The 17,671-nt window shown below is 65.1% G+C and carries 16 protein-coding genes and 1 pseudogene; 11 read left to right on the top strand and 6 right to left on the bottom strand.

Annotated elements, in window-relative coordinates; translation table 11 throughout:
- Positions 1-123: 123 nt before the first annotated feature.
- Entirely contained in the window at positions 124-1,065 is a 942-nt protein-coding gene (locus PV761_RS03925; RefSeq protein ID WP_347894550.1) for an abortive infection family protein, read from the bottom strand.
- A 230-nt stretch (positions 1,066-1,295) separates the two neighbouring features.
- Here PV761_RS03925 and PV761_RS03920 point away from each other — a divergent pair.
- Both PV761_RS03920 and holA read left to right on the top strand, forming a co-directional pair.
- Positions 1,296-2,213: pseudogene (locus PV761_RS03920) on the top strand (ComEC/Rec2 family competence protein); the annotation flags it as partial.
- Positions 2,147-3,160: a DNA polymerase III subunit delta gene (gene holA, locus PV761_RS03915; RefSeq protein WP_347894548.1), complete on the top strand. Its 1,014-nt coding sequence runs from the start codon at positions 2,147-2,149 to the stop codon at positions 3,158-3,160. The pseudogene PV761_RS03920 and the gene holA, both read left to right, overlap by 67 nt.
- Before the next feature lie 138 nt (positions 3,161-3,298).
- Here the strand turns inward: holA and rpsT are convergent, their stop codons facing one another.
- On the bottom strand, positions 3,299-3,559 hold the full coding sequence (gene rpsT, locus PV761_RS03910) for a 30S ribosomal protein S20 (RefSeq protein WP_011692086.1): 261 nt from the start codon (positions 3,557-3,559) through the stop codon (positions 3,299-3,301).
- Between the two features lie 184 nt (positions 3,560-3,743).
- Entirely contained in the window at positions 3,744-4,325 is a 582-nt protein-coding gene (locus PV761_RS03905) for a type II toxin-antitoxin system PemK/MazF family toxin (RefSeq protein WP_347894545.1), read from the bottom strand.
- Between the two features lie 177 nt (positions 4,326-4,502).
- Here PV761_RS03905 and lepA point away from each other — a divergent pair, with 177 nt between their 5' ends.
- On the top strand, positions 4,503-6,359 hold the full coding sequence (gene lepA / locus PV761_RS03900; protein WP_347894543.1) for a translation elongation factor 4: 1,857 nt from the start codon (positions 4,503-4,505) through the stop codon (positions 6,357-6,359).
- A 25-nt stretch (positions 6,360-6,384) separates the two neighbouring features.
- Positions 6,385-7,614 carry a radical SAM family heme chaperone HemW gene (hemW, locus tag PV761_RS03895; RefSeq protein ID WP_347894541.1) on the top strand — a complete coding sequence of 410 codons (1,230 nt, stop codon included), beginning with the start codon at positions 6,385-6,387 and terminating at the stop codon, positions 7,612-7,614.
- A 69-nt stretch (positions 7,615-7,683) separates the two neighbouring features.
- Here the strand turns inward: hemW and PV761_RS03890 are convergent, their stop codons facing one another.
- The gene (locus PV761_RS03890; protein WP_028269150.1) at positions 7,684-8,103 is read right to left on the bottom strand and encodes a DUF4870 domain-containing protein; all 420 of its coding nucleotides are present in this window, start codon (positions 8,101-8,103) and stop codon (positions 7,684-7,686) included.
- Between the two features lie 145 nt (positions 8,104-8,248).
- Positions 8,249-9,100, bottom strand: a complete 852-nt coding sequence (locus PV761_RS03885; RefSeq protein WP_347894539.1) for a DUF3097 domain-containing protein — start codon at positions 9,098-9,100, stop codon at positions 8,249-8,251.
- Positions 9,101-9,346: 246 nt separating this feature from the next.
- Here PV761_RS03885 and hrcA point away from each other — a divergent pair, with 246 nt between their 5' ends.
- The 3 genes from hrcA to PV761_RS03870 all read left to right on the top strand — a co-directional run bounded on the left by hrcA (position 9,347) and on the right by PV761_RS03870 (position 12,381).
- Positions 9,347-10,360: a heat-inducible transcriptional repressor HrcA gene (gene hrcA, locus PV761_RS03880; RefSeq protein ID WP_028269152.1), complete on the top strand. Its 1,014-nt coding sequence runs from the start codon at positions 9,347-9,349 to the stop codon at positions 10,358-10,360.
- Positions 10,361-10,474: 114 nt separating this feature from the next.
- Positions 10,475-11,602, top strand: a complete 1,128-nt coding sequence (gene dnaJ, locus PV761_RS03875) for a molecular chaperone DnaJ (RefSeq protein WP_028269153.1) — start codon at positions 10,475-10,477, stop codon at positions 11,600-11,602.
- A 2-nt stretch (positions 11,603-11,604) separates the two neighbouring features.
- The gene (locus PV761_RS03870; protein ID WP_347894536.1) at positions 11,605-12,381 is read left to right on the top strand and encodes a 16S rRNA (uracil(1498)-N(3))-methyltransferase; all 777 of its coding nucleotides are present in this window, start codon (positions 11,605-11,607) and stop codon (positions 12,379-12,381) included.
- Between the two features lie 72 nt (positions 12,382-12,453).
- Here the strand turns inward: PV761_RS03870 and PV761_RS03865 are convergent, their stop codons facing one another.
- Complete coding sequence (locus PV761_RS03865; protein ID WP_347894534.1) at positions 12,454-13,416, bottom strand: GerMN domain-containing protein; 963 nt, start codon at positions 13,414-13,416, stop codon at positions 12,454-12,456.
- 374 nt (positions 13,417-13,790) lie between these two features.
- Between PV761_RS03865 and PV761_RS03860 the strand changes: the two genes are divergently transcribed.
- From PV761_RS03860 to era, 4 genes are read left to right on the top strand one after another with little or no spacing between them, the layout of a single operon-like run.
- Positions 13,791-14,879, top strand: a complete 1,089-nt coding sequence (locus PV761_RS03860) for a PhoH family protein (RefSeq protein WP_043437338.1) — start codon at positions 13,791-13,793, stop codon at positions 14,877-14,879.
- The gene (ybeY, locus tag PV761_RS03855; RefSeq protein WP_028269157.1) at positions 14,876-15,349 is read left to right on the top strand and encodes an rRNA maturation RNase YbeY; all 474 of its coding nucleotides are present in this window, start codon (positions 14,876-14,878) and stop codon (positions 15,347-15,349) included. The genes PV761_RS03860 and ybeY overlap by 4 nt, the downstream gene beginning before the upstream one ends.
- On the top strand, positions 15,346-16,689 hold the full coding sequence (locus PV761_RS03850) for a hemolysin family protein (protein ID WP_028269158.1): 1,344 nt from the start codon (positions 15,346-15,348) through the stop codon (positions 16,687-16,689). Before ybeY ends, PV761_RS03850 begins: the two co-directional genes overlap by 4 nt.
- Entirely contained in the window at positions 16,673-17,629 is a 957-nt protein-coding gene (gene era, locus PV761_RS03845; protein ID WP_347894530.1) for a GTPase Era, read from the top strand. Before PV761_RS03850 ends, era begins: the two co-directional genes overlap by 17 nt.
- Positions 17,630-17,671 lie beyond the last annotated feature (42 nt).

Genomic DNA, 17,671 nt, shown 5'->3' with positions numbered 1-17,671 from the left:
ACGCCAGCGAGCGCAAGGTCGATTGTAACCAGCCGTATCCCGGAAGGCATATGCCAAGGTAAGTGGCAGTCCGGCCGGAGCCGGTCATCTTCGACGGGTACGCCCGTCCGCCCTCAGGAACGCTTAGTTCCCGGGGGCAACCAACTGACCCAACTCAATTCTCGCCTGCCAAGTGTCGAGGACGAACTCGGCGACGGTGACGGTCGCGTTCAGCGCTAGCCTGGCGTGCCGCGCCAGCGCGGCGCTGCGTTCGGATTTGCCATGATCGATACCCAGCTCGTTGCGCAGTTCCGCAAGCGTGCCCACGGTCGTTACGAGGGTTCGTAGGATCTTCTGTGACGACTCGCTTCCGCGAGCCGACGCGGGGACGGATTCAGCACTCAGCGCAAGCAAATCCGCGACCTTCCGGTAAAGCTGCGGCACATCATCGCTCTTCGGATAGGCGACTGAATTTTGATCGAGAATGATTCTGAACAGGCTCTCCAGAAGACTCTTGCAGGCAGAGATCGATGCGGCGGGGTCGACCACGAGCCCATTCCGGATGCGAGTGAGATGCTCCTGCAACACCACAGGATTCGTCAGCGGACGCTCAAGAAGCCTGAGCTCCGGCGATGCTCCGTGGAATGAATCGATTCGCCCCCAGCTGTATACCGCGTGCCCGCTGATCCAGTCGATCGGGTGCAGCTCGTAACCATCGACCCGCAGCATCTCGTTGAGGCTGGCGAGAACGACTGCAACTTCCGCTTCGTCGGGTCGCACGATCGGATGAATCATCTCGGCGAGCATCTTGAGGAACTCGGCGTCGTCGACATGGAGCAGATTGAAGCGCGGATCGGTGAAGATCCATCCGTCACCCCAGTCGTAGTTCCGCACCTGATGCTGGTAGATGTCGTCATACGCGTTGGTGTACCGGGGGTCGGTACTTCGCATGCTTCGAAGGTCGTAGATCCGAGCAAGAAAATCCGGCTCGTCGAAATTGCCGCACCAGGGGAACGGGGCCAGTGCGATCGAATCCGCGATCTTGCGACGCGTTACTTGTGAGATCCGATGCTGGGGTGTGGCCATACGACGATGATATGTGTGTGAGGCTTGATCCTTGCGCGGCGCGGCGGTGACTGCTGACGAGTCGCAGGTGGGCTCCGCCGGGCCTGATCGCCCGTCCACACACAACCCGGACGATAGGTTTATGTTCGCGCCGGTTCCCTCATTGGATAGCACGGAGACGCCGTTGACCAGCGAAAACGCCGCTCCAAGGTGACCCACCTCCTGTTTTAACATTCACCGGGGCCAACTGCAGCCTCATCCTGGGGGCGCTGTTGCTGGCCGCGCGGAGTGTTCGACTGCCCCGGGGTCCCGCTGCGGGGGCCGCGCTCACCGGACTGGCGTTGTTCGTCCTGATGGTGGGTCCGGATGCCAGTGTCCTCCGGGCCGCACTGATGGGGGCGATCGGGATCGTCTCCCTGTCCGGAGGCCGGGCCGGCCGCGGGCTCAGTTTCCTTTGCCTGGCGGTGATCGGACTCCTCATGGCAGATCCGGCACTCGGGACCAGTTTCAGCTTCCTGCTATCGGTGCTGGCCACGCTCGGCATCGTGCTTGCCGGGCCGCGGATCATGGAATGGCTGCCGCCGGCTGTCCCGCGCTGGCTCGCCGCCGGCCTGGCGGTACCGCTTTCCGCCCAGCTCTTCTGCGGGCCGGTCATCGTCCTGCTGCAGCCCCAGTTTTCCTCCTACGCCCTAGTGGCAAATATGGTGGCCGCGCCGCTCGTGGCTCCGGTCACCATCCTCGGTACCGCGGCCGTTCCGCTGGTGCCCATCGCGCCATGGGCGGCCAATGTTCCCCTGGGGGTTGCGGGCGGCTGTGCGGCCGGAGTCGCCGCCGTCGCCCGGTTCTTCGCTGCCCTGCCCGGCGCTGCCCTGCCATGGCCGGAGGGGCCGTTCGGCGCGGCCACCATGGTGTCCCTGTCCGTCTGCACCGTGCTGTTCCTCTGGCTCATTCTGCACCCGCAGGCCGTGGGCACACTGGTCCTGGCGGCGCACCGAAGGACCATCGACCTGCTGGATCTGGTGCCGGCGTTCACCGGCTTGGATGAGCGCCGCAGCCGTGGGAGCCTTAGAGGTATTAATCGGAATTCCGGGAGGAACCAAGAGTGGCCGTTGCGCAAAAAGCACGATCCAAACCGGCGACGTCAGCGACGGCCACCTGGCGCGATGTAACTCCGGCAAGTGTCGTGCTGATCGGCGGACCCGAGGAATACCTCGGCATCCGTGCCATGGACCGGGTCAGGTCGCAGGTCCGCGCAGCCCAGCCGGACGTCGAAATCACCAGGCTCAACGCAGGCAGCTACGAACCCGGGGCCCTCGCCATGAACGTCAGCCCTTCGCTGTTCGGGGAATCCAAGCTCATTGAGGTGGAGTCCGCTGAAGCCATGAATGACGCCTTCCTCGCGGACGCCCTCAAATACCTGGCGGACCCGGAACCGGACGCCGTGCTGGTAGTCCGCCACGGCGGTGGAGTCAGGGGCAAGAAACTCCTGGACGCCATCAAGTCTGCCAGCTGGCCCGTGGTCGATTGCCAGCCCCTGAAAAAGGACGCGGACAAGTCGGCGTTCGTGCAGTCCGAATTCAAGGCGGCCGGGCGCCGTATTGAGCCGGAGGCCGTTCACGCCCTCGTCAACGCGGTGGGCGCCAACCTGTCGGAACTCGCCGCCGCCTGCAGCCAGCTCATCGCGGACGCGGCCACGGCTGTTGATACAGACATGGTGGACCGTTACTACGGCGGCCGGATCGAGGCGACGGCCTTCAAAGTTGCTGACGCCGCGCTGGCCGGCAACGCTCCGCTGGCCCTCTCCACGCTTCGCCACGCCCTGGCAACAGGTGCGGACCCTGTTCCACTGGTGGCTGCGCTGGCGGCCAAACTCCGCACGGTAGCCAAGGTTGCGGGCGCACACGGTTCCTCGGCCCAGATTGCGCGGCAGCTCGGCATGCAGCCGTGGCTGGTGGAGCAGGCGCAGCGGGACGTCCGGCGCTGGACGCCGGAGGGCCTGATCCGCTCCATCCAGGTGACAGCCGAAGCGGATGCGCAGGTCAAAGGCCTTTCCCGGGACCCGGTGTACGCAGTGGAACACGCGGTCACCGTCATTGCGACGTCGGTGCGCCACTAGGCCTGGGGGACCCCTCGCCGCCGAGGTGCATGGGCGTGAACTGGAGCGGGTTCGCGAGCTACGAAAGGTTAAATGGATGTGGCCGGCACCCGCGAGGGGTGCCGGCCACGATCATCAGTTCAGTTGAACTGGAAAACCTTAGAGTGCGTTGACCTTCTTGGAGATCGCCGACTTGCGGTTTGCAGCGTTGTTCTTGTGAAGAACGCCCTTGCTGACAGCCTTATCCAGCTTTCGGCTTGCAGCAACCAGCGCAGCAGCAGCGGCATCCTTGTCGGTGGACTCAACGGCGGTGTTGACGGCGCGGATGGCCGTCTTCAGCTCGGACTTGACTGCGTTGTTGCGCAGGCGAGCCTTCTCGTTGGTGAGGATGCGCTTCTTCTGGGACTTGATATTAGCCACGTGTGAACTCTCTTTTTAATGCGGAAATGGTCTAGAGGGCTTTCAGATTGGCCATTGACTGAGCGGCGTGGGGATACCTATGGCGGCCAACCATCAGTGGCCGTCGACCTGCACGGACACACAGCTGTCAATAGTAGCAGATGCCCTGCAATGCTGCTGCCCCCGCGACCCCTCCGGGCTTTCATCAGCTCCAGCCGTGAAACTCGCGGAGTGCAGACGCGACGCCGTCGAAACGCTTCCGGTCCAGGACCGCGCCCTCCCTGCGGATGTCCGCTGCGCTGATCTGGATGATGCGGTTCAGTTTGGCTTCACTGGGCCGGCGCTGCCGGTCCCAGCTGCCTGTGCCGATATCCACGTAGCTTTCGTCATTCCTGCGGTCCTGGTCGTGGTCCTTGCTGGTGAGCATGAGCCCCAGCAGGTAGCGTCCTCGGCTTCCGATCAGGAGCACCGGCCGGTCCTTGCCCTGGGAATGGTCCTCTTCGTAGGGGACCCACGTCCACACCACTTCACCCGGTTCCGGCTTGCCGTTGGGGGAGGGGGCGTACCTGACAGTGGCGGTGCCCGTGAAATCACCCGGGTAGGTCCCGGTGAGGCCGGGGGCGGTCTCTCGCTGCGCTGGCGGCTTCGTGGTGCGGGCCGGCGCCGGGCGGACCGGTCCGGCAGGGCGCTTGCGCCGGCGATCCGTGCCGTCGTCGGCCGGCCGTCCCTCCAGGAGGCGGAACACGGTGCGGACGGCGTTGCCAAGGGAGCGGAGGTTGAATGCCATCCTGCAACGATACGGTGCCCGGGACGGCACTTTTCGTCGTTCCGCACCCCGATCACGCAAACAATGCGCCGAGCGGCGGCAGGACGTGGGACACTATAAGTTCACGTGCGGCAGGTCCTGCGACGGCTTCGGCTGTCCTGAGCACAGCCGCGGAAATGCCAACAGTAAGGACCCTGCGTGTCTCCCATGGCCCGCACCGCCCCGGTGCCCGCCGCAACAGATCCGGCCATCATCCGGAACTTCTGCATCATTGCGCACATTGACCACGGTAAATCCACTCTGGCTGACCGCATGTTGCAGTACACCGGCGTCGTTCAGTCCCGCGACATGAAGGCCCAGTATCTGGACCGCATGGATATCGAACGTGAACGCGGCATCACCATCAAGTCCCAGGCAGTCCGCATGCCGTGGGAAGTTGAGGGCACCAGCTACGCCCTGAACATGATCGACACCCCCGGCCACGTCGACTTCACCTACGAGGTGTCCCGCTCCCTGGCTGCCTGTGAAGGTGCAGTTCTGCTCGTGGACGCGGCCCAGGGCATCGAGGCCCAGACCCTCGCCAACCTGTACCTGGCGATGGAGAACAACCTCACCATCATTCCGGTCCTTAACAAGATCGACCTTCCCGCGGCCCAGCCCGAGAAGTACGCGGAGGAACTCGCCAACCTGATCGGCGGCGACCCCGACGACGTGCTGCGTGTTTCGGGCAAGACCGGCATGGGCGTCGAAGTGCTGCTCGACAAGATCGTCCGTGACCTGCCCGCCCCAGTGGGTGACCCGAACGCCCCTGCCCGCGCCATGATCTTCGACTCGGTCTATGACACCTACCGCGGTGTTGTCACCTACGTCCGGGTGGTCGACGGCATGCTGCACCCGCGCGAACGCATCCAGATGATGTCCACCCGCGCCACCCATGAACTCCTTGAGATCGGTGTCAGCTCTCCGGAGCCCACGCCGTCCAAGGGCCTCGGCGTCGGCGAAGTGGGCTACCTCATCACCGGTGTGAAGGACGTCCGCCTGTCCAAGGTGGGCGACACCGTCACCAACCTGGCCAAGCCTGCTTCCCAGTCCCTCCCGGGCTATGCGGACGCCAAGCCCATGGTTTTCTCCGGCCTGTACCCGCTGGACGGCACCGACTACCCGGTGCTCCGCGACGCGTTGGAGAAGCTCATGCTCAACGACGCCGCTCTGGTGTACCAGCCGGAAACGTCGGCTGCGCTGGGCTTCGGCTTCCGCGTCGGCTTCCTGGGCCTGCTGCACCTGGAAATTACCCGTGAACGCCTCGAACGCGAGTACAAGCTGGACCTGATTTCCACTGCTCCCAACGTGGAGTACGAGGTGACGCTGGAGGACAAGAAGGTTGTCCACGTGACCAACCCCAGCGAATACCCCACCGGCAAGGTTGCGGAGGTCCGTGAGCCGATGGTGTCCGCCACCATCCTGGCGCCGAACGAGTTCGTCGGGGCCATCATGGAGCTGTGCCAGAGCCGGCGCGGCGTGATGGGCGGCATGGACTACCTCTCCGAGGACCGGGTGGAAATCCGCTACCGACTGCCGCTGGCCGAAATCGTCTTCGATTTCTTCGACATCCTCAAGTCCAAGACCCGCGGCTACGGCTCGCTGGACTGGAAGGCCGACGGCGACCAGGTGGCCGACCTTGTGAAGGTCGACATCATGCTCCAGGGCGAACAGGTGGACGCCTTCAGTGCGATCACCCACCGGGAGAAGGCCTACGCCTACGGTGTGATGATGACCGGCAAGCTGCGTGAGCTCATTCCCCGCCAGCAGTTCGAGGTGCCGATCCAGGCTGCCATTGGTTCCCGGATCATCGCCCGTGAAAGCATCCGTGCCATCCGCAAGGACGTCCTGGCCAAGTGCTACGGCGGCGATATTTCCCGTAAGCGCAAGCTGTTGGAGAAGCAAAAAGAGGGCAAGAAGCGCATGAAGATGGTGGGCACGGTGGAGGTGCCGCAGGAAGCGTTCATCGCCGCCCTCACCACCGACGAATCTAAGGACAAGGCCAAGAAGAAGTGAGCCACGCGCAGCGGGGGACCCGCTGATGCCCAGCGTCCTGCCCCTGGGTGACCCCGCGCCGTCGGACGGCCTGCTGCCAGCGCAGGCCGCCGACGGCGCTGCACAGCGGGGATTTGGACTGTACGTCCACATCCCCTTTTGTGCCGTGCGTTGCGGGTACTGCGACTTCAACACCTATACGGCCACCGAACTCGGCGGCGGGGCGTCCCAGGACGCCTATGCGTCCACGGCCATTGCCGAGGTTGAATTTGCCGCCCATGCCCTGAAGGCGAGCGGACTGCCGGACCGCCGGATGGGCACCGTCTTTTTCGGCGGCGGCACGCCCACTCTGCTGCCCGCCGAGGACCTGGCCCGCATCCTAACCGCAGCAGTCAACGAATGGGGGCTGGAGCCCGGCGCTGAAGTCACCACCGAAGCCAACCCGGATTCCGTCACCCCGGAGTCCCTCACGTTACTGGCTGATGCCGGTTTCACCCGCGTGTCCTTCGGGATGCAGTCAGCCGTGCCGCATGTCCTGAAGGTCCTGGACCGCACCCACACGCCCAGCAGGGTGCCGCAGGTGGTGCAGTGGGCCCGGGACGCCGGACTGTCCGTCAGCCTTGACCTGATCTACGGCACTCCGGGGGAGTCGCTGGCGGACTGGCGCTATTCCCTTGAGACCGCCCTGTCCTACGAACCGGACCATATCAGCGCCTACGCGCTGATCGTAGAGGACGGCACTAAATTGGCCGCCCAGATCCGCCGCGGCGAAGTCCCAGGAATCGACGACGACGACCATGCCGACAAGTACGAAATCGCCGAGGAACTCATCAGTGCCGCTGGCCTTGGCTGGTACGAGGTCAGCAACTGGGCGCGCACGCCGGAGCAGGCGTGCAGGCACAACCTGGCGTACTGGCGTGGTGACGACTGGTGGGGGATCGGCCCCGGTGCGCATTCACACGTCGGCGGAGTCCGCTGGTGGAACGTCAAGCACCCTACGGCCTATGCGGGGCGGCTTTCCGGCGGTGTATCGCCGGCGGCGGGCCGCGAAACGCTCGACGCCGAAACCCGGAACGTCGAGCGGGTCATGCTCGAAGCCAGGCTCAGTTCCGGACTCGATGTGTCCTGGCTGGCAAAGTCCGGACAGCACGCGGTGGCCGGGCTGATCGCGGATGGCCTGGTGGATCCCGCGTCGGCCTTCCGCGGCCGGCTGGTGCTCACCTTGAAAGGCCGGCTGCTTGCCGACGCCGTGGTGCGAAGGATCCTGCCCGACTAAGTTACCGGCCGGGTTTGTCCCGGCCGGATGCGACGCCGGTGCTCGGCGCCGCCAATCGCGTTGCGCCCGCTACTTGATCCAGCGCAGGTTGAAGTCGTAGCGGTGCGGCTGGCCCCGGTTCACATGGATTCCGGCAGCAACGGAGAAGCACGTCACGGCGATCCAAATCAGAGTGGCCAGCACCGCGAAGATGTTGCCCACCACCGGCAGCAGCACCAGGATGTTGCAGATGACTGCAGCGATTGTGGGAGGCAGGGTGAAGTTCAGCGCTTCCTTCGATTCCTGCGCCGTGAACGGTCCGCGGTCCTTGAAGATCAGGTAGATCAACAGCGACGGGACGCACCCAAGGATGCCGCCGAAGTGCGCGAGGGTAGCCCACTGCCGGTCCTCGTTGGCCGTCAGCGGCAGGGCGTTGGCGGGGACACCATGATACTGGGGCTGGCCATGGCCGGCCTGGTTGTCCCGTTGTTCACGTGCGTCTTCTGCCAAGGTGTCGTCCTTCGGATTGCAGTGGTGCGGTGGTTCCCGGAAAAGCGGACGCTGCCACAGGAGCAACAACCGCCGTATCAAGAATACTGGTTCACGGGTGCATTCGGAGAGTTCGACTTCCGCCCGGGGCGCTGCTAACTTCTGCCTAGGGCACGGTGAGGAAGTCGATGACCTCTTCCACACGGCCCAGCAGGGACGGTTCCAGGTCGGCGTAAGTGCGTACCGCCCCCAGCAGCTTCTGCCAGCCCAGGCCGATGTCTTCCTTGGTCTCGTGCGGCCAGCCGAAGGCAGTCAGGATCCCGGTCTTCCAGTCCACGCCCCGCGGAATGACCGGCCAGGCGTCAATGCCGAGCACTGCCGGCCGGATTGCCTGCCACACGTCCACGTAGGGATGGCCCACGATCAGGACGTTGCCCGCGGCGCCGGGCGACGCCATCACGGCATCGGCGATCCGTGATTCCTTCGAGTTGGCAACCAGGTGGTCCACCAGCACTCCCAGCCGGCGGCCCGGACCCGGCCGGAATGCTGCAACCGCCGCCGTGAGATCGTCAATGCCGTGCAAGGGCTCGACGACGATGCCCTCCACCCTGAGGTCGTCACCCCAGACTTTTTCCACAAGTTCGGCGTCGTGCTTGCCTTCCACCCAGATGCGGCTGGCCTTGGCCACCTGGGCGCGCTGGCCCGCCACCCGCACGGATCCGGAGGCGGTCCTGCCGGATGCGGCGGAGGCGGCCTGGGCGCGCGGGGCCGGGGGCATCAGCCGGATCGGCAGGCCCTCCAGGAGGAATCCGTAGCCGAGGCGGAACGTGCGGGACTTGCCGCGCCGGTCCTCCAATGCCACAACGTGCATGCCGCCCGACTTTTCCACCCTGGTGACAGCGCCCACCCAGCCGGACTGCACGTCTTCCAGCACCATGCCGCGTTCAACCGGCACTTCGGGAAGTTCGGCTTTCCGGGGAGCCGTGATGTCCTGCGGGCCCCAGTTCTGGTACGACATCGGGTAGACACAACCTTGCGCTAGAAAATGTGAAACAGGAGAAGTGAAACAGGGGCGCCGTGGCTTCACGGACGTGCCTGTCCCGTACCGCTCCGGAGTTTCGCCCGGAGCGGTACCAATGCTAACAACGCGGCGACTCATATTAGACTGGTTAGCACTTAGACATGACGAGTGCTAACGGTAGACGGGATCTGGCAGGCGAAAAAGCCGGTCCGCGGCCCGGGTTAAGCCGATCGGAGGTGGAGAATGAGCGAACCACGCAAGCTAGAAGTACTGCGCGCCATCGTGGAGGACTACGTCCATTCCCGCGAACCTGTGGGCTCCAAAGCCCTGGTGGAGAGACACCATCTGGGAGTCTCCAGCGCCACCATCCGCAATGACATGGCGGCCCTGGAAGATGAGGGCCTGATCACGGCGCCGCACACCAGCGCGGGGAGGATCCCCACTGACAAGGGCTACCGGCTCTTCGTCGACCAGATTTCCGCCGTCAAGCCGCTGTCGCAGGCCGAACGCCGGGCCATCCAGACGCTGCTCGAAGGTTCGGACGACCTGGACGACGTCCTGGAGCGTACCGTGCGGCTGCTGTCGCAGCTGACCAACCAGGTGGCCGTGGTGCAGTATCCGCACCTCAGCCGTGCCATGGTGCGGCACATCGAGTTTGTGCTGCTGGCGCCGCGCCAGGTCCTCGCTGTCTTGATTGCGGACACCGGAAAGGTCGAACAACGGGTCATCGACGTCGGCCAGGAGCTCAGCGACGAGGCCGTCGCAGGCCTCCGCACACGGTTCCTGAAGAGCCTGGCGGGGACACCGCTGAGCCTGCTCCCGCAAGCGCTGCCCGCCGTCGTCGCAAGCTGTGAACCGGCACGCCGGCACGCCGCCCAGGCGCTGGCCCGCGGCCTGGATGCCCTGGCCAGCAGTACCCGCGAAGAACGGATGGTCATGGCTGGCACCGCCAACCTCGCGCGGTCCAACGTTGACTTCCCGCTGAGCATCGGCCCGGTCCTCGAGGCGCTTGAGGAACAGGTGGTCATGCTCCGCCTGCTCAGCGAGATGGCGCAGGACCCCCGCGGCGTGACCGTCAGCATCGGCCGGGAGAATCCCTACGACGGCCTCGCGGAAGCCTCGGTGGTGGCCACGGGCTACGGGCCCGGTTCCAGTGCCAAGGTGGGCGTACTTGGGCCCACCCGGATGGACTATCCCACCACCATGGCCGCGGTCCGTGCCGTGGCACGCTACCTTTCCAGGATCCTCGGGCCTTGACCGGCCCTTCATCAGCCAACCAGGCTTCCGTGTCCCGGCTTCCGGGGGCGGCAGCAGCATCATAGGCACCACCCAAGGCATTACAGGCAGTACAACCAGGAAGAGATACGAACTTTGAGCAGCCACTACGACGTTCTTGGAGTCTCACCCGAAGCGACGGGCGAAGAGATCAAGAAGGCCTACCGAAAGCTTGCGCGCACGTTGCACCCGGACGTGAACCCCGGGGAGGATGCCTCGGACCGCTTCAAGGCTGTCACGCACGCCTATGAAGTGCTGTCCGATCCGCAGAAGCGCCGCGTCTACGACACCACCGGCAACGAGAACGGCACTGACAACGGTTTCGGCGGCGCCGGCTACTCGGGGCAGGGTTTCGCCTTCCAGGACATTTTCGACACCTTCTTCGGTGCGGGCGGCTCGTCCGGACCTGCCTCGCGCGTCCGCCGCGGGCAGGATGCCCTCATCAGCGTCCGCATCGACCTCCGCGACGCCGTCTTCGGCGTCAACAAGAAGCTCGAAGTGGACACGGCCGTAACGTGCCCCACCTGTGAAGGCTCCTGCTGCCAGCCCGGGACCCACCCCGTCCGCTGTGACATCTGCGGTGGCAGCGGCCAGGTCCAGCGGGCCGTCCGTTCCATCCTGGGCCAGGTCATGACCGCGGCGCCCTGCGGCTCCTGCGAGGGCTTCGGAACCGTCATCAAGGATCCCTGCAACGAGTGCAACGGGCAGGGCCGCATCCGCAGCCGGCGTTCGCTGACCGTCAAGGTCCCTGCCGGCGTGGCCACCGGAACCCGGATCCAGCTGGGCGGCCAGGGCGAAGCCGGACCCGCCGGCGGACCTTCTGGCGACCTCTACGTGGAGATCCGGGTCAACAATGACGCCACCTACGTACGCGACGGCGATGACCTCCACGCGACCCTGCACATCCCGATGACTGCAGCAGCCCTTGGCACCGAACTGAGCCTGGACACCTTCGACGGCCAGCAGGAGATCGACGTCAAGGCGGGTACCCAGTCCGGCGAAGTCATCACCCTTCGCGGCCTCGGCGTGACCCACCTCCGGGGCTACGGCCGCGGCGACCTGAAAGTCCACCTCCAGGTCGAGACTCCGGCCAAGCTTGATGCCGCGCAGGAAGACCTGCTGCGCCAGCTCGCGAAACTCCGTGGCGAGCAGTACACCGAAGGGAAACTCTCCGCCAGCGGCGGTGTCTTCGCCAAGCTGCGGGACCGGCTCGGTAACCTGTAGCGGTGAGCAACCCGGTCTTTTTCGCAACCCCCGGAGCCCTGGACCACCAGGCTCCCGGTTCGCACTTTGTCCTCGAAGGCGCAGAAGCGAGGCATGCGGTCACCGTCAAGCGGATTGCCGTGGGGGAGTCCGTTGACATCGCCGACGGCGCTGGCAAAAGGCTGACCGGCACGGTCGCCGCCGTTGGCCAGGGTGAACTGACAGTGGAGTGTTCCGTCCTCGACACCGAGGAGCGCCCGGACCTCCGCCTGGTCCTGGTCCAGGCATTGGCCAAAGGCGACCGGGACGAACTCGCCGCAGAAACCGCCACCGAACTGGGGATCGACGCCATCATCCCGTGGCAGTCCGAACGGTCCATCGTCCGATGGAAAGGCGAACGGGCCGCGAAGGCCCATGCCAAATGGCAGTCCGTGGTGACTGCAGCTGCCAAACAGGCGCGGCGGGCCTGGATTCCCGAAGTCCGGGCCGCCGTCGACGGTGCCGGACTTCAGGCGGCAGTCTCCGCCGCGGACCTGGCCATCATCCTCCATGAGGATGCCGTGCGCCCGCTACGGAGCGTGCTCGAGGCGTGGTGCGGGAACAACTCCGGTGCACCGGTGCCGGGGCCGCGCGAAATCCTGCTGATTGTGGGGCCCGAAGGCGGCATCAGTCCGCGGGAGGTCACCCGGCTGTGCGGGGCCGGCGCCGTGACGGCGCTTCTGGGCCACCACGTGCTGAGGTCGTCCACGGCAGGACCGGCCGCCACCGTCCTCGCCAGCGACATCCTGGGCCGCTGGTAGCCACCGGACACCGGCAGCGGCTGTCCACGGGCGCCACGTGGCGTTGCCCCTCCAGGGGGAAGCGCTCAGGCGCTAGGCAACCTTGAAACCGCGGGAGTCCACGTTCAGTTCCCGGTCGGGTTTCCCGGGGTCGGCCTGGAATACCCGGATCTCATAGTTTCCAGGTGCCAGGTTGACATTCAGCGAGAAGAGTCCGGACTGTGCCTGGTCTGCCGAGGCGGTGACATCGCCGCCCAAATAGGCCGTCTTGTCACTGCTGCCGTCGACTTTCAGGATTTTCCACTTGAGTTTTCCCCCGGGCAGCGTGCTTCGTCCGCTGATCTTGACACTGCCGTCGGGGACGCCCACACCCTCCTGGGGATCGATGATCCATACCGGAGCCACCATGCCCGCCCCGCGGGGAGTGGGGCTGCCGAGCCGAACGTGGTTGAAGGCCAGGTAATCCGTGTGCCCGTCAACCAGGATGACCACCTGGATCTGCTGGCCCGAGTCCACCAGCCCTGAGCTCGCTCCCGCGGCCGTTGCCGTGTAGACCAGCTGCTGGATGGCGCGCTTGGCCATGTCCTCGTCGAGGTTGCTGTTGAAGGCATCCGGTGAGACGTCCACCGTGATGACGTTCTTGCCGGAAATCGACGTAGCCAGCTTCTTCGGGTTCTGCCACGGCGTGAAGTAGTCGGGATCCAGCGGCTTATCCGACATCATGGAGCGCAGGGCCCTGGTCACCGGGTTTTCCTGCTCCGGGACATCGCGGAATTCGCGGTACAGGAAGACGTTCTCGTTGCTGCGCCCGATCCAGTACACCGGTGCCTTGTTGGAAGCCTGCGTGGTTTCCAGTGGAGCACTCGTGCTGGGAACGCCCGCGGTGGCGGACCCGGTGACGGTCTGGGGCGTGCTGGCAGCGGTGTTTGTGGACGGCTGGGGAGTGGCGACGCAGGAGGACAGCACCATGGCGGCGGGCAGCACAAACAGGAGCACGGCGGAACGTTTCCGCCTGCCTCCTGCTGCCTGCCGGCGTCGTGGGTTCCTGCTCTCCATGGTGATCCCGGTACCTGCCCTGTCCTATAAACGTTGTCGATGAAGTGGTCCGTGGCGGGCGAAAGCCCGCGATGGATTCCAGCATTACATAGAGTTCCAGGCGCCCTGCGGCGTTTGCGGACGGATTGCCGAACTGCAACGGGAACGATACGAGGCCGATACGAAGTTGATACCTAATGACGGGAATCTGCAACGAAGCGGTCGCGGCCAAATGCCTGGCGGGCACGCCCCGCGGCCCCTGGACGGCTTACTGGCGTAAGATATAAGGACTCGGCCGCGCACGGAGTCCGACGCTGAAGCAGCGGGGGCGAAGTGATCGGCCAGAGAAACAATTTTCCTAACTGGAGGGGACCAGAGGCCCGCAGGCCGGCACCATGACTGAAGCAACAAACGGAAGGCCCCGGTTCAGCGCCGGTGAGCGCACCACAGGTGAATTTCCCCACAGTCTTCCCGGTGTCCGGACGGAGGTGGTCATCTTCGACAACTCCGAACAGATGGTTCAGTCCCTCGGCAGTCACGACGAGGCCCTCCGTTTTATCGAGGAACAGTTTCCTGCCGTGGATTTCCATGTCCGCGGCAATGAACTGGCCATCAGCGGCCCCGCGGCCGACGTTCCCAGGATCATGCGCCTGCTCCATGAAGTAAGGGGCCTCGTTGACCGGGGCACAGTCATCACACCGGCGGTGCTGCAGCAGCTCGCTGCCCTGCTCCGGAGCCAGTCGCTCCAGAACCCCGTTGAGGTGCTGACCTACAACATCCTCTCGAGCCGTGGCAAGACGATCCGGCCGAAGACCCTGAACCAGAAGAATTATGTGGACGCCATCGACGCGAACACGGTGATCTTTGGAATCGGACCGGCCGGCACCGGCAAGACCTTCCTCGCCATGGCAAAGGCCGTCCAGGCCCTGCAGCAGAAGGAAGTCAGCCGCATCATCCTCACCAGGCCGGCGGTGGAGGCCGGCGAACGGCTGGGCTTCCTGCCCGGGACGCTCAGCGACAAGATCGATCCGTACCTGCGGCCGCTCTACGATGCGCTCCACGACATGATGGACCCGGAGTCCATCCCGCGGCTGATGGCGGCGGGCACCATTGAAGTGGCCCCGCTGGCCTACATGCGCGGCCGAACGCTCAACGACGCGTTCATCATCCTCGACGAAGCCCAGAACACCACGCCGGAGCAGATGAAGATGTTCCTGACCCGCCTCGGGTTCGGCTCCAAAATGGTGGTCACCGGGGACGTCACGCAGGTGGACCTGCCGTTCGGCACCCGTTCCGGCCTCCGGATCGTGGAGGAGATCCTCCAGGGCATTGACGACGTCAACTTCAGCGTGCTGGACGCCTCAGACGTAGTGCGCCACCGCCTCGTCGGCGACATTGTCAACGCCTACGGCATTTGGGATGAGGCACAAAGGAACCGGGTGAAGCATTCCGTGCCCCGGGAGAAGCGGGGAGAACACGCATGAGCATCGAAGTAAACAACGAATCAGGCGTCCGGGTGGACGAAGCCCAGCTGGTTGCCCTGGCCCGGTATGTGTTCGAACGCCTGTACATCCACCCCCAGGCCGAGCTTTCCATCCTCCTCGTGGACGAACCCGCCATGGAAAAACTCCATATCGAGCTGATGGATGAGCCCGGCGCCACCGACGTCCTGTCCGTTCCCATGGACGAACTGACTCCGGGTACGCCGGACAAGCCGACGCCGCAGGGCATGCTCGGCGATATTGCCGTGTGCCCGCAGGTGGCGGAAGTCCAGGCACGCAACGCCGGACATTCCACCCAGGACGAGATGCTGCTGCTGACCACCCACGGGATCCTGCACCTCCTGGGCTACGACCACGCCGACCCCGAAGAAAAAGAAGAGATGTTCGGCCTGCAGCGGGAGCTGCTTGAGGGCTTCACCGGCAAAGAAGCCCCGTCAGAGACGATGCAGTGACCCCACTGATCCTCGTTGGCATGGCGGTGGTCTTCCTCAGTTTCGCCGCCCTGCTGACAGCGGCGGAGTCCGCCTTTAATTTCCTGCCCCGCCACGACGCCGAAGAAGCTGTTCTCCGCAGCGACGGGCAGGCCCTCAAACGCATCCTGGACCAGCCGATGGCGCACATGCGCTCCCTGAGGTTCTGGCGCATCTGGTTCGAAATGGCCTCGGCCGTGGCAGTCGCGGTCCTCCTGCACAGCCTGTGGGACAGCGTGTGGCTCGCCGGACTGGCTGCCACCGGCATCATGGCCGTCGTGGGCTTCGTGATTGTGGGCGTTTCGCCTCGACAACTGGGCCGCGCGCACGCTGCCGCTGTCGCACGTACGACTGCGCCGGTCATCCGTTTCCTGTGCTGGGTCCTGGGTCCCATCCCCGGCTGGCTGGTCGCCCTGGGCAGCGCCGTGGCACCGGGCGGGCGCGGCGTTGATGAGGCTTCGTTCAGTGAAGAGGAATTCCGCGAGCTCGTGGACCGGGCCACCGAATCGGACATGATCGAGGACAACGAGGCCGAACTGATCCAGTCCGTCTTCGACTTCGGTGACACCCTGGTGCGTGCCGTGATGGTGCCCCGGACGGACATCCTGAGCATCGACGCCGGCTCGAGCCTGCACCGGGCCATGTCCCTGTTCCTGCGGTCGGGCTACTCCCGGATCCCCGTCATCCGGGACAACACCGACCAGATCCTGGGCATCGTCTACCTCAAGGATGTCGCCGCGGCGCTGCACAGCCTCCGCCCGGGGGAGGAACCCCCCATCGTGGATGAACTTGCCCGCGAAGTCCGCTACGTGCCGGAGTCCAAACAGGTCAGCGACCTGCTCCGCGAACTGCAGAAGGAATCCACGCATGTCGCGATCGTGATCGACGAGTACGGCGGAACGGCCGGCCTGGTCACCCTCGAGGACCTGATCGAGGAGATCGTCGGCGAGATCGTGGACGAGTACGACACCGAGAGCGCCGAGGCCGTCGCGCTGGGTGACGGCAGCTACCGGGTGAGTGCCCGGATGGGCATCGACGACCTCGGTGAGCTTTTTGATGTGGAGCTCGACGACGACGAAGTGGACACCGTCGGCGGCCTGCTGGCCAAGGCCCTCGGCAGGGTTCCCATCGTCGGAAGCACCGTCGAAGTGGACGGGATCTCGCTGCGGGCCGACCGGCTGGAAGGCCGCCGCAACCGGGTCAGCCACATCATCGCGGCGCCCGTTGCAAAGGGCGCTGTTCCAGAACAAACTGACCTTGAAGACCTACTCGACGAGGCCGAAACAACGCAACAGGGAGTTCCACGTGAGCAAGCAGAATAAAGCGGACGGCGAGGCCTTTGGCGGCTTCCGTGCCGGATTTTCGATCCTTGTGGGCAGGCCGAACGCCGGTAAGTCCACACTGACGAACGCCCTGGTGGGCAAGAAGGTGGCCATCACCTCGGCCAAGCCGCAGACCACGCGCCACACCATCCGTGGAATCGTGCACCGGGACGACGCCCAGCTGATCCTCGTCGACACTCCCGGCCTGCACCGGCCGCGGACGCTGCTTGGCAAGCGCCTCAACGACCTCGTGGCGGACACCCTTTCCGAAGTGGACGCCATCGGCTTCTGCCTTCCGGCCAACGAGAAGATCGGCCCCGGCGACCGCTTCATCGCCGCGCAGCTGGCCGCGGTAGGCAAGAAGCCCATCATCGCAATTGTGACCAAGGCCGACCTCGTGGACCGGCAGGCGCTGACCGAACAGCTGCTTGCCGTCGCCGCACTGGGAAGCGAAGTCCTCGGCGAGGACGGCTGGAAGGACATCGTTCCGGTGTCGGCCACCGACGGCTTCCAGGTGAGCACGGTGGCGGACATCCTGATCAGCCACATGCCGCCGTCCCAGCCGCTGTATCCGGACGGGCACCTTACTGACGAGCCAGAAGCCGTCATGGTGGCCGAACTGATCCGTGAAGCCGCCCTGGAGGGCGTCCGCGACGAACTTCCGCACTCCCTCGCCGTCGTGGTCGAGGAGATTGTTCCCCGCGAGGGCCGGCCCGAGGACAGCCCCTTCCTCGACGTCCGGGTCAACCTTTACGTGGAGCGGCCGTCCCAGAAAGCCATCATTATCGGCAAGGGTGGCGCCCGGCTGCGGGAAGTCGGCACCACTGCACGCAAGGGGATCGAAGCGCTGCTCGGAACGCGGATCTACCTTGACCTGCACGTCAAGGTGGCCAAGGACTGGCAACGGGATCCGAAGCAGCTGGTCAAGCTCGGTTTCTAACCCGCATCACGGTTTGCGGCAGCCACCGGGTCCACCGGAGAG

Source organism: Arthrobacter sp. CC3 (genome assembly GCF_039907775.1).
In the GTDB taxonomy this organism is placed as follows: Bacteria; Actinomycetota; Actinomycetes; order Actinomycetales; family Micrococcaceae; genus Arthrobacter.
Note: the sequence above shows the minus strand (reverse complement) of the source record. Positions and strands in the feature narration are given on the sequence as shown.

What these genes read in the sequence shown, in the direction of transcription:
- hrcA (WP_028269152.1), top strand. Translation starts at nt 9,347, where the DNA reads ATGAGCGAACCACGCAAGCTAGAAGTACTGCGCGCCATCGTGGAGGAC.
- PV761_RS03905 (WP_347894545.1), bottom strand. Translation starts at nt 4,325, where the DNA reads ATGGCATTCAACCTCCGCTCCCTTGGCAACGCCGTCCGCACCGTGTTC.
- PV761_RS03860 (WP_043437338.1), top strand. Translation starts at nt 13,791, where the DNA reads ATGACTGAAGCAACAAACGGAAGGCCCCGGTTCAGCGCCGGTGAGCGC.
- PV761_RS03865 (WP_347894534.1), bottom strand. Translation starts at nt 13,416, where the DNA reads ATGGAGAGCAGGAACCCACGACGCCGGCAGGCAGCAGGAGGCAGGCGG.
- hemW (WP_347894541.1), top strand. Translation starts at nt 6,385, where the DNA reads ATGCCCAGCGTCCTGCCCCTGGGTGACCCCGCGCCGTCGGACGGCCTG.
- PV761_RS03925 (WP_347894550.1), bottom strand. Translation starts at nt 1,065, where the DNA reads ATGGCCACACCCCAGCATCGGATCTCACAAGTAACGCGTCGCAAGATC.
- ybeY (WP_028269157.1), top strand. Translation starts at nt 14,876, where the DNA reads ATGAGCATCGAAGTAAACAACGAATCAGGCGTCCGGGTGGACGAAGCC.
- PV761_RS03885 (WP_347894539.1), bottom strand. Translation starts at nt 9,100, where the DNA reads ATGTCGTACCAGAACTGGGGCCCGCAGGACATCACGGCTCCCCGGAAA.